The sequence below is a fragment of the Pseudoalteromonas sp. PPB1 genome (assembly GCF_015356275.1).
Classification (GTDB): domain Bacteria; phylum Pseudomonadota; class Gammaproteobacteria; order Enterobacterales; family Alteromonadaceae; genus Pseudoalteromonas; species Pseudoalteromonas rubra_D.
In genome coordinates this window covers 160043-172339 of record NZ_JACEQV010000007.1, presented here as the reverse complement: position 1 = coordinate 172339, position 12297 = coordinate 160043, and the positions used below count along the sequence as shown (strand labels likewise).

The window sequence follows — 12297 nt, the reverse complement described above, 5'->3', positions numbered from 1 at the left end:
TAACGCGTAACTTGCTTTGCTCTGTGGTTGTAGGTGCCAAATAGCACCCAATCAGAGTAGAGTCGAAAATTGACTTTTTTGCCATTACGACCCATTACGTGGAAGTGCTTTATGGCCAGGAGATTCTTTGCTAATGTACCTATTTTAATCAGGTTGCTTAGACAATGAGAAATACGGTACCGGAAGCTTGGTATTTGGTGATATTAATCGTGGCGGTAGTTGTACTGCCATTTATTGTTGGTTTGCTCACTATGAAGATATACAGGCACTTCAGGCCTTTTGAGCGGAATGGGCAAGACAGTATCGGCTTGGCTGATCTGACCGAGAACAGAGACGGCTTTTTCAAACTCTTTTTTGTCGGACTGCTTATCTGCCTGCCCGTCTTTTTATTCTTCTATCAAGCCGGCTAAGGTCTGCCGGCTTGATAGGAGATAAAGTGTTGCTGTATTTATAAACCGAACACCACTTTTTCACTTTTCAGCATTCTGCTACTCAGGTAAGTGAACAGCCCAAACAATGCCAAAGTAGACGCCGACGCCACTGCCAGCGGTGCCAATGGTAAGGCGTTACCTTTGATCAGTTCAATCATCGCGTACTGCTGTGCAGCAATCGGCAACCATTGAATTGTCTCCGTGGCGATATCGTAGCTGGTCATCATACTCAGGCCCACTGGTACCATCAGTACCATAGTGACGTAGGACTGTGCCTCTTTAAACGACTTTGCCATAAAAGAGACGAAGATAAGCATACTGGCAGACATGAGTGCGATTGGAATACCGATGATCAGGCTAACCACCATGAAGCGCTGATCCAGGGTAATACTAAATCCCAGCTGCTCCCAGGCCACCATGGCATAAGCAAACTTTGATACGATCAGCACCAGGGCCAGACCCAGAACCGAAAAAGTCGCAATCGCGGCAACTTTGGCCAGCACAATCTGCATACTGCTGAGCGGATGACTGAGCAATAGTGCCAGTGAATTACGTTCACGCTCGCCTGCACTGGTATCTATGCCTAAGTTCATCGCCGAATAAAAAACCGCAATGATAATAGACAAAGTGACAATTCCCAGAAACAAACCGCCTTTGGCATCTGGCGTGGCCTGATCCTGCGTTTGTACATCCAGGGCACGCATCAAACCAGGATCAATCCCCCTAGCCACCAAACGTAATCCCGCGACTTCGCTGTTATACCTTAGCAATGCCGTTTCCAGTCGCCGGACCGACTTTATCAGCTTGCTATCAGACTTATCAGCAACAATCACCACTGTTGCACTGCGACCTGTCGCCATATCCTGTTGATATGCATCATCAATCTCCAGGTGGATAGGTTTTGTATCGGCTTCATCACTGTGGCTTATGTCGACACTGTCAAGATACTGCACGAGATTAGGTGCACGTTCAGCACCAGAAATGGTGATCTTAAGTGCTTCAGGTGAAGCCATTTGTTGTAACAGTATTGAAAACAGCAAACACATCACGATCGGCGCGCCAAACGCATAATAAAGCCCGGCCATGACCGAACGTTTATCGCGATACGCATCAAGTAGCTCTTTCTTGAACAGGATATTGACTTGCTTCATCATGCCGCTATCCCCTCGTCACTGCCGATCAGAGCAATAAAAGCCTCTTCCAGGCTCGATTTGGCCGTTTGTTCACACAACTGCGTAGGTGTGCCTTGCGCAACCACTTTGCCTTTTGCCATGACCACCACATGATCACACAGGGCTGCCACCTCCTGCATCACATGGCTGGAGAACAACACGCAATGTCCCTGCGCCTTGAGCATCAATAATAACTCTCTGAGTACACGGGTACTCATAACATCCAGACCGCGTGTTGGTTCATCAAGAATGATGTTGCGTGGCTGATGAACGATTGCCTGCGCAAGTGCCGTTTTCATTCGCTGGCCCTGGGAAAAGCCCTGACAGCGCCTGTCAGCAATGTCCATCATTTGCAACTGCTCAATCACGCGTTGCGTGGCCGATATGGCCTGTGATTTGGCCATCCCGCTCAGCTCGGCATAAAACTGAATATACTCTCTGGGTGTCAAGCGTTCATACAAACCACACGGGTCCGGAAACAAACCAAGCTGCTGCTTGGCTGCCATGGGATCCTCATGAACTTTAATCCCGTCTATTTCTGCGTATCCCTGATCTGCCTGTAATAATCCAAACACTGTCCTCAGACAGGTTGTTTTGCCTGCACCATTGGGGCCAAGCAACCCAGTGATCTGGCCATTCTCTGCACTGAAACTCAGTCCGTCCAGCGCATTCACCGACGCGATTTGTTTCTGTAGATTATGCACAGTGATCATATTACGGCTCCTCTTTAACTAATACTGGACCATTGGGATTCATAAAATACCGTTTCACTGCTGTTTTACTCAAACAACTGGCATCCAGTCTCTTTAGTTCACCATGATCAATAAATTCAGCGACCAGTTTGTCAGCACAGCTTTGTGCAGCCACACCATGTGTTGCTTCTTCGGCAATCAGATGACGCGCATTAGCCATATTTTCCATCGCCAGCTCTGCCCACTCAGGTGGTGTTGCGGGATCTAACCCGCCAGATAACAATAGCGTTGGTATACTAGTCGTTAATGGTTGATAGAAGGTTTTGTCTACGGCATCAACCTGCCAAACAGGACAGCTTGCATCGAGCGACTCTATCATCATGCGACCGAAATAGGTCGCTGAAAACCGCGCTCGTTCTTGAGGTGTCAGCACAGGCCAGTCCTCACCGCACACAATGGCACTGTGCATACCCATAGCCAACGAACCAAACGCCGAATCACTGCCCATCAGGCCCACCAATGGCAAATAGTTTTCTCTGCTAGCTTCGCTGATAGCCAACGGTACCAGAGCGCGCGTAGTATGACTGTAAAGCGCCATGCGAACGGCCGAGCGTACTTTACTCTGTGTCAAAACCAGCGGGATGGGTCGATGTGTTCTGGGATGTGGGATCTGAACGATTGCCGGTTGCGCTCCTAACTGAGTTATCAAAGTTTGATACTGTTGGTCCAGCTTGGGATACTGCTGACGGCAATCTGCTTTTTCAGCACAATCGATAAAAATTGCCTGCAATGACTTATCAATGGCTTCACCTATGGCAACCAGACTTTGCTGCATAGGCACTACCCCGTCCAACGTCGCACTAGCCACTGCTTGCGGATAGCGGCGCATATATTCCTGCGCAATACGTGTCCCATAAGAAGCGCCAAACAGGTGCAGCTTTTGATATCCCAGTGCCAGTCTCACCGCTTCAAAATCACTGGCTGCGGCAACCGTCGTAAAATTGCTCAGATCCGTATTGAGTTTCGTTTTACACTTTTGGGTTTCGTCACGGCTATATTCAAAAATAGGCAAAGCATCATCATTGAAGGCAAACTGTGCCTCAAGTGGGTCCATATCACATTGCAACAAGGTGGACTTTCCCGTGCCCCGTTGATCCACCAGGATGATATCGCGATCTTCGCGAGCATATCGTAAGATCCGGGCAAATACGGCTGCAACCTCAATGGCCGACTGGCCCGGGCCTCCTGCAAATGCCAGGATGGCTTCCGATGGATGCACCTGCTTGATGGCCGGGATCACCGCAAAATGAATCCTGATTTTTTCATCGTTACCCTGTTCTGAAAGAGGTTGTTCAACGCTGCCACACATTAACCTGTCTGCCAGACCCTTAGTATAACAAGGTGTCAGATTGGCTGTTTCCAACGCAGTCGCGTAACTACCAGGAGCACCAAGCAGACCTAAAGCAATAAGACTGTGCCTGAACAGTGTGCGGATTCGTCCGCGATAATTGGTCATTATTCCGTCCTTAATCGCCCTAAAAAAAGGCCATAGATACGTCAAGTCGTTGAAGTATATCACTGTTAGAACAGCAGTTCCCTAATCATAAACACTCGATTTGTTGCAAAATCACATTCACTTATCTTCAGGAGTGATTTATTTCGTTGTTCTTTTTTTGTCTTTTGATTTAAAAACTCACTGTGACGAAACGTGACACTAAACACAAAAGGAAACATCAATGAAACTATTTTCAGCGCTGGCGAGCTTCGTTTTAGCCGCAACTTTAACTTCAATCTCCGCTGTAGCTGATGATGTGCAACAACAAAGCGCACCAGCCAGCCTGATAGCCGAACTGACACAAATGTGTGTTGAATGGGCTCAGGATGACGAAGTGGCAACCGATGCGCTACGCCAGTACGTTTTGCAGTGTGTTAACGAAGAGCTAACTGCCAGTGGCTATCTGACCGTGACTGAAGTTGACATCTGATCCTCAAACAGTAAAAAGGCCAGCAAAGCTGGCCTTTTTTGTTATCTCTTGCTTGTCACCCAAGCAGACTCATTAAGATTTGGCGCTCTTGCGCTTTTTCTCTTCTTCGACCCACTTGCCGTTCGCATAAGTCGCTTTCCAGCCTGTGGCTTTGCCTTCCACTTCAGTCATCACGTACTGTGTTTTAGTTTTACGTGAATATCTGACAACGGCCAGGTTACCATCATTGTCCTGCTCCGGCGCATCCGCCAGATAATAGAACTTAGGCGAGATCCGATCTCTGAAACGCTTTAGCTCGGCCACTTTTGGTGCACGGGTTTCCCTGGATTTCGGGAATGTATGTGCCGCCAGGAAGATACCAGATGCACCGTCACGCAGCACAAAATAAGCTTCAGATTTCTCACAGGGTAGCTCTGGTAAGTGTACCGGATCTTCTTTTGGTGGCGCAGGCTCACCGCTTTTAAGTAGTTTACGCGTGTTCTTACAGTCATCACTGGTACAATCAAAGTACTTGCCGAAACGACCAGACTTAAGCTGCATATCTGAGCCACACTTATCACATTCAATCACCGGGCCATCATAGCCTTTGATTTTAAAGCTGCCTTCTTCAATGACGTAACCACTACAACCCGGGTTGTTACCACACACATGCAACTTGCGCTTTTCATCTATCAGATAGGAATCCATCGCGGTTTCACAGATAGGACAACGTTTCATCTGTCTCAGGCTTTCAGTTTCTGCGTCTTCAACATCAGCATCAACCGCTTCATCTCCGGGGATCAGGTTCATCGTGGTGGTACAGCGCTCTTTTGGTGGCAAGTTGTAGCCTGTACAGCCCAGGAATACCCCAGTGGACGCTGTGCGGATCCCCATCTTACGACCACAGGTTGGACAGTCAATGTCAGTCTCAACCATCACATTCTGGCGCATACCACCTTCCGCTTCTTCTTTACCAGCCAGATCGAGCTGGTTAGAGAAATCAGCGTAAAACTTATCAAGTACCTGAGTCCAGACTCGATCGCCTTCTGCGATTTCATCCAGGCGGTTTTCCATTTTGGCCGTAAAGTCAAAGTCCATCAGCTCATCGAAGTTTTCGATCAAGCGGTCAGTAACTATTTCGCCCATTTTCTCGGCATAAAAGCGGCGGTTTTCTACCCGCACATAGCCACGGTCCTGAATGGTCGAAATAATCGACGCATACGTTGAAGGACGACCAATGCCACGCTTTTCGAGCTCTTTAACCAGACTTGCTTCGCTGAAACGCGCCGGTGGCTTGGTAAAGTGCTGCTTCGGATCAAGTGCCTGCAACTGAACGATGTCACCCACTGCCACAGCGGGTAACGCCTGCTCTTCTTCATTTTTCTTACGGACTGCTGGCTGAACGCGTGTCCAACCGTCAAAACGTAACACACGGCCACGTGCCTTAAGTGTGTAATCGCCTGCACCTACGGTGATATTGGTCAGGTCATACTCTGCTGGTGTCATTTGACATGCCACAAACTGACGCCAGATAAGCTCATAGAGCTTCTTAGCGTCGGCATCTACGCCCTCAACATGGCCAGAAAGGATGTTCACATCTGAAGGACGAATTGCTTCGTGCGCTTCCTGTGCATTGTCTTTCGCACTGTATTTAATGGGGGCACCCGGCAAGTACTTATCGCCAAAGTTATCCTGAATATAGCCACGTGCCATTTCAACCGCATCATTCGATAAGTTGGTTGAGTCAGTACGCATATAGGTAATGTAACCGGCTTCGTACAAACGCTGTGCCAGCATCATGGTCTTTTTAACACCATAACCCAATCGGGTACTGGCGGCCTGTTGCATGGTTGACGTTATAAAGGGTGCACTCGGGCGGCTCTTACTGGGTTTCTCTTCAACCTTAACAACCTGATACTGCGCTTTTTGCAGTTCAGTAACGGCTTTGTTGGCTTGCGTTTCGTTCAGCGGCTTAAACGCTTCACCCTGATACTTAGTCACAGCAAAACGAACGTCCTGCTCTGCCAGTGCGGTATCTGCGTGAATATCCCAGAACTCTTCCGGAATAAAGGCTTTGATTTCACGTTCACGTTCAACCAGCAAGCGTACCGCCACAGACTGAACACGACCCGCTGACAATCCACGCGCGACTTTTTGCCATAGCAAAGGTGACACCATAAAGCCCACCACGCGGTCCAAAAAGCGTCGTGCCTGCTGCGCATACACCATGTCCGTGTTTAGCTGACCCGGTGCCTCAAACGCCTGTGTGATGGCATTTTTGGTGATTTCGTTAAATACAACACGTTTGTATTTACTTGCATCGGCACCAATCACTTCTTCCAGGTGCCATGCAATGGCCTCTCCCTCTCTATCCAAATCGGTTGCGAGATAGATGGTGTCGGCATTTTCTGCGAGCTTGGCCAGCTCCTGAACCACTTTTTCTTTGCCGGGTAACACTTCATAGTGCGGCTCCCAGCCCTTTTCCGGGTCTATCCCCATCCGGGCAACCAGGTTCGCGTAATCTTTCTTTTTTCTGTACTCAGCTTTTTCCTCTGGCGACATTTTTCTCACTTCAGCAGGAGATTTAGTTGCCAGACCTTTGGTTTTGCCTGCGCCTGAGGTAGGAAGATCACGGATATGACCGACACTGGATTTCACAATGTAGTCTTTACCCAGGTACTTATTGATAGTTTTTGCCTTTGCGGGAGACTCTACGATTACTAGCGATTTGCCCATAGCTGCCTATTTGACTTCTGTCTGGTTGTTGCCCTTCATTGGGCGCGATTAAATATAGGTATATCCACAAATACCTATTGTTACAAGCTTTTCATTCGATCTTTTCGCCAAGCAGTGATTTTATGAACAATTGTTGCTGTTAATTTACCCAGGCGTATAGATTGCTTGATGGAAAGGGCGAATATAGCGGATATAAAAGGAATTTCAAGGGGTAAAGGAAAAGGGCCAATGATTTGGCCCTTTTTTAAGTCTATTAACCCGCGTCTATAATTTGCATACTTTTTGATACAATCGTCGGATCTTGCCCTTCAAACGGCGATGGAATGGTAAACGTAATCGTCAGATTACCCGTTGTCTTACTGTTTGCGGCCGTTTCCCGGGAGACTTTCACCACGGCTTTTTTGATCCCGTAGATATCAGTGGCACTGACAATAGTATTGACTTCACTAATCGAAATTTCCCCATTATCTGCTGTGATACTGACAGTAGTTCCCGTAGGAAATGCATTACCGAACAGATCTGAATAATAGATCTCAACATCAGCTGACTCAACAATGGTTAAATCAACGACATTCAAATCACAGTAATCCTCGTCTTCCGTCTGCTCCAGGCCACTGAAACCATTGATTGTGCCCGTACAGGCGGCACCGCCAATCAAGTTGCTGGCGATGACGAAGCGCGCGTAAGGTACATCGCCTGCGATGATCAACTCCAGATCTCGGCGTACATCAACCAAATCACGCGTACAATGGCCACCTGTCAAAGCTTGTTCACCACATAACAGGCCATTATATTTATTGTCTTCACTGGTGTAAGACAGATCGTTGTTGCCATCCAGGTAGGTCTCATTGTGACCGCCATCACTGAACCTGAACGTACATTTATGTGCTTCAGCCGCATCATTACAATCTATGGCATCAAATGTGCCATTTTTGTTGTGATCTACAAAGGCTTCCGGTAAGTCAAACGCGCTGAAGAACTCACCTTCATCAAATATCCCGTTCGTTCTGCTAATATCTGCGCTGCTTTGCTTGTCTATAAAGCTCTCCTGACCTTTAGCAGTGGCCAATACAGTGATCCGTCCACCTCTGACCACAGGCAACTCAGCAGGTAACGTAACACCATCTACCACCTCGGTCATATCGTTACCATCTTGATCTTGCAAGAAATTACCGTCAGCATCGGTATAACGATAGACAGATGGAAAACCATTGATACAGGGAACAGGTTGACCACCATATGTATCACAGACATCGCCAATGGTGTTACGCCAGGTATCTGTGTCGTTGTACGGGAACTCACCTTGCTTGCGCCATTGCACGGTACACACGCCATCCACAATCGCACACTGATATGAAGGAGAACCGCCCGTACCATCAATACTGCCGACCACGCCCGCTTCGGCTGTGACACTTGCCACCAGGTTATCACCGGTTAACTGGTTGAACTGGTCACCAAAATAAACAGAAATATTGGTCGTCACACCTACGTAGTTTAATGCGTTTAACACTAGGTTATCAGCAGCAATATCAAAGCTATTCTGATCTGGTACACCCGACGATAATACGATACCTGAAGAGACAGCATTGACCTGATCTGCAACGGGGATCAAGCGCAGCGTCAAGTTATCGTTCACATCTGGGCATCTCGGGTGAGTATTGTCTGCGGCACATTGATCTATAACAGATTGCCAGCAAGTCGGATACTCATTCGTAGTGGCATAAGACGCAATAACCTCATCAGAGATGTAGCAGGCTTCAACCACGATGGCACCAGGCACAACTCCGGATTGCACGGTTGTCTGCGCAAATCCTTCACTGTCTGTACTGCCTTTGTAGTTGGTAAGGTCAGCAGAGCCGGTCAAGTCCGCCAGTCTAAACTCAATTTGCTTCTGTTTTAACGGTCGGTCATCCGTATCCAGTAGCTTAAATTTCACCGTTGAGGTGGTGGGTGTGGCACCCAAGCCGGGCGGTAATGCAATAAAGGCATTAGATGCTTCAATAAACTGGATAGCTTGTACTGGCGCATCGTCAACCGTAAACACATAGCTTTCCGGGTCATTCACACCGCCGCCTGAAGTCACCGTAACCACAATCGTATCATTGCCGCTACAACCCTGAGCACGATATGTTGAAGATGCTTTACCGTCTTTAGAGCGCACCTGTCCATCTATGGTTGCCAACCCTTCATCAGCACAGGTCGAAGTAAACTCCACATCGACGGGCTGACCGTATATTGAATTATCCGGGTCTGCCTCATCAGTAAAAATCGTCGCGGTCAGAATAAAGCTGTCACCGGCGGCCAAACTGTCGCGATTACCACCGGAATCCAGTTCACTGCTTAAGCTTAAGAACAGATCCTGAATACCAACAGAGAAGTTTTTCGTATCGCTCTCATCAAGGTAACTCGCTGTAATCGTACCGGCACCACCTGAGTCACCCGGTTGCAGTTTCAGTAAGCCAACGCCTTGCAGATCAGTCAGAACTTGGCCAGAAGAAGGTAGAATTTGCCCCTTGTTGGTTTGGACACTAACAATCGCATTTTCAATGCCTTTATCCGGGTTCGCAGTCGGTGTCAATTTAACATACACTTCGGCCAATTCAGTTGAAGGGACATTAGTCACTTCATCACACTTTGCCAGATCTGCGTCCGTTATCCCTGTTGCATCTCGGTTACTATCCCAATCATCCTGACAATTGATCAGTAACCGGACAACCATCTTATACTCACCCTCATCAACAATCACTGCACCATCAGAGGCAAAGGTGACGCGAGGCGTTGAGAATGTCAGATACTCTGCATACACTTCACCGATCCCTGAAGTATTGGTCGCAAGTAGCTCAACACTCGCAAAGCCATTTTCATCAGTGACAGCACGGCCACTTTGGGGGTTCATAGTAGCAACCGAATCTGTAGTAAACGTCACTAACTTTCCGGATAAGGGCAGACCATTTTCTATTAGCTGCACAGTGGCAATACCATTATGATCCTCAGCGAGTTTATTTCCACCTGAAAGCTGAGTAGAAATGGCATCTCCGTCACTATCCAGAATGCTTACAATGGAAATATTTACCCCGCCGTCTCCGGCACTATTGAAATTAAAATTCTGAGTAACGATAACGCCATTATTGGCTTCATAACGTGCACTTACACGTCCTGCTCCTGAAATAGAATTGTCTAATAATTGAATGGTTGCGATCCCCTCGTTATTAGTCAGTACCGAGCCTGACTCAGGGTCCAGGACACCAAATTCATTCACACTCAATTGAATATTTTGATTTTCCTGTACATTACCATTGAACGTAAGACGTGCCTCAATGGTCAGCGGCATTTGCGCTGACAGTGAATTTGACTCATCACCCTGGGCGTTTTTACCGACCAGTGTCAATTGATAACCACTTGCACCGAAATTAGGATCGCCGCTTGAAAAATACCGGGCTGTTTTCGTTACGGCTGCGCCACCGTCACCAAACGAAGCGGTGACCTCAGCCCAACCCTCCTCTTGATTCGGGATCAGGGTGACTCTTGCCTCACCGCTTGAGTTTGTATTAGATACGCCATCAGATGGAGAGGTTACCGCCTTTAAACCACCTGATACAGTGATCAATTCATTACTTAGCGGTGTGTCATCTTCGCGCAAGGTCACAACGACCTGACCTGGATTTGTCGCACTGAGCGGATTGCCTTCATTAATAGCATTGCCATTAAGGTCTAAAACAGTCACCGTCAACTGCACTCCAGCCCCTGCTGCAAGACCATTTGAGTAATAGCGGCCAGAACTCACTATTGTATTGGTCGTGTCTGTTTCTGTGTAGGTTACTGTAAACTGCTCCCATCCACGAGAATCGTTGACACTCAATGTCAGCTCAGCATCACCATTGCTGTCAGTCTCAGCGGTGCCATTGTCTGTGATATCAGCCAGCACCAGCTCACTCACAGTAACCAATTGCTTGACCAAAGGCTGACCATCTTTTTTCAAATTAACTTTAAGGAATCCTTCCTTACCAAGACTCAAGGATTCTCTTTGTTTATTTCTTCATTCTGGGCATCCTCGACACTCACGGTCAGCTGAATACCACCATCGCCCGCACCAACATAGCTGGCAACCGTTCTTGCAGCCTCCTCACCCGCTAACATGTATGTCGCGGTAAAAGCATCGAGTTGTTGCGCAACCGTCGCTGTGCTCGTTGCAAAGAGCTGTATTTCAGCCTGACCAGTGGCATCCGTTCTGACTGATTCTGTCGGCTTGGCAAAGCGCGCACTTTCTTCCGCCTCGACCAGAATGTCAGCATTCGCAACAGGTTGTTCATTTAAAGTCAGCTGAATTTTTGCTGTTAATGGTGTCGCTAAAGAGAGATCTGAAGAGGTTTGATCATTTGCATCAACCAGCTGAACGCTCAGATCATAGATTTCTTTGTCGTAAAAAGGGTTCCCTGCAGACTCGAAACCGATACGTGCATTAATATCTTCGTTGTATGTAACCTGCACATAGCCGGCCCCTACCTCGTCTGTGGCTTGTACCAGTAGGCGGGCGGCACCATTTGCATCAGTTTGCACGTTAGAGTTACCATTGGTAACCAGCAGATTTTCACTATCCGCTTCTCTTGAAAACTCCAACACCTGACCACTCAGAGGTGTACCATTATCCGTGAGAATCGCAGTAACAGTGGCGATTTCTGAACCAGCAATTGGATTGCTCGCATCGATTGCCAGTCCATCTGAACCAGTGATGGTCATCGCAATCTGAATACCACCATCACCATCAGCAGCATATGGCACCGAGCCTGTCACGGTATTTTCACCCACATCTGCGGTGGCAGAAATAGTACCTGCTCCCGCTGCCCGATTGGCAATAATGGTCACTTTGGCCTCACCGTTGCTATCAGTTAACTGAGAACTGACAGAAGCAAAGTCTGAAAACTCATCATTAGTGAAATTAACCAGGTTATTTGCAATGGGCGCACCATCATTGGTGAGCTTGGCCGTAATAGTAATAGGGTTGCTGATACTCAGGCTTCCCCCACTCGCGGAACTAGTAGTAAGTACCAATTCATAGTCGGTATTTGTACCGCCACCTCCCGAGGTGTCTTTTTCAATCGAACCACCGCCACCACAGGCGATCATCAGCAAGCTGAGCAAAGTAATACTAAACCAGCGCATCAGAGACATTTTCGATTCTCCCTTGCAATCTAATAATTTTGAGTTATTTTCACCATGTTAACCCAATTGTGGATCTAAAATCACAAATTTTTAGCGGCCGTCATCGATTTTTTCTGTTCATCTTCAACTATCCTGTTAGGCT

The 12297-nt window shown here is 47.7% G+C and carries 8 protein-coding genes; 2 read left to right on the top strand and 6 right to left on the bottom strand.

The features are described 5' to 3' along the window. The first annotated feature begins 164 nt into the window (after positions 1-164). Complete coding sequence (locus IY568_RS09430; RefSeq protein WP_125564233.1) at positions 165-410, top strand: hypothetical protein; 246 nt, start codon at positions 165-167, stop codon at positions 408-410. A 38-nt stretch (positions 411-448) separates the two neighbouring features. On the opposite strand, the gene IY568_RS09425 is transcribed toward IY568_RS09430, so the two are convergent. From IY568_RS09425 to IY568_RS09415, 3 genes are read right to left on the bottom strand one after another with little or no spacing between them, the layout of a single operon-like run. After that, positions 449-1585, bottom strand: a complete 1137-nt coding sequence (locus IY568_RS09425) for an ABC transporter permease (RefSeq protein WP_138536401.1) — start codon at positions 1583-1585, stop codon at positions 449-451. Next, entirely contained in the window at positions 1582-2316 is a 735-nt protein-coding gene (locus IY568_RS09420) for an ATP-binding cassette domain-containing protein (protein WP_125564230.1), read from the bottom strand. Before IY568_RS09420 ends, IY568_RS09425 begins: the two co-directional genes overlap by 4 nt. Before the next feature lies 1 nt (position 2317). Beyond that, complete coding sequence (locus IY568_RS09415) at positions 2318-3811, bottom strand: alpha/beta hydrolase (protein WP_194867411.1); 1494 nt, start codon at positions 3809-3811, stop codon at positions 2318-2320. A 220-nt stretch (positions 3812-4031) separates the two neighbouring features. Here IY568_RS09415 and IY568_RS09410 point away from each other — a divergent pair, with 220 nt between their 5' ends. Beyond that, entirely contained in the window at positions 4032-4280 is a 249-nt protein-coding gene (locus IY568_RS09410) for a hypothetical protein (RefSeq protein ID WP_194867410.1), read from the top strand. Between the two features lie 72 nt (positions 4281-4352). Here the strand turns inward: IY568_RS09410 and topA are convergent, their stop codons facing one another. From topA to IY568_RS09395, 3 genes are all read right to left on the bottom strand, one after another. After that, a complete protein-coding gene (gene topA / locus IY568_RS09405) occupies positions 4353-6995 on the bottom strand; it encodes a type I DNA topoisomerase (RefSeq protein ID WP_125564027.1) in 2643 nt (880 codons plus the stop codon). Positions 6996-7248: 253 nt separating this feature from the next. Then, positions 7249-11010: a hypothetical protein gene (locus tag IY568_RS09400; RefSeq protein ID WP_194867409.1), complete on the bottom strand. Its 3762-nt coding sequence runs from the start codon at positions 11008-11010 to the stop codon at positions 7249-7251. Beyond that, positions 11007-12164: a hypothetical protein gene (locus tag IY568_RS09395; RefSeq protein ID WP_194867408.1), complete on the bottom strand. Its 1158-nt coding sequence runs from the start codon at positions 12162-12164 to the stop codon at positions 11007-11009. Before IY568_RS09395 ends, IY568_RS09400 begins: the two co-directional genes overlap by 4 nt. Positions 12165-12297: the final 133 nt, after the last annotated feature.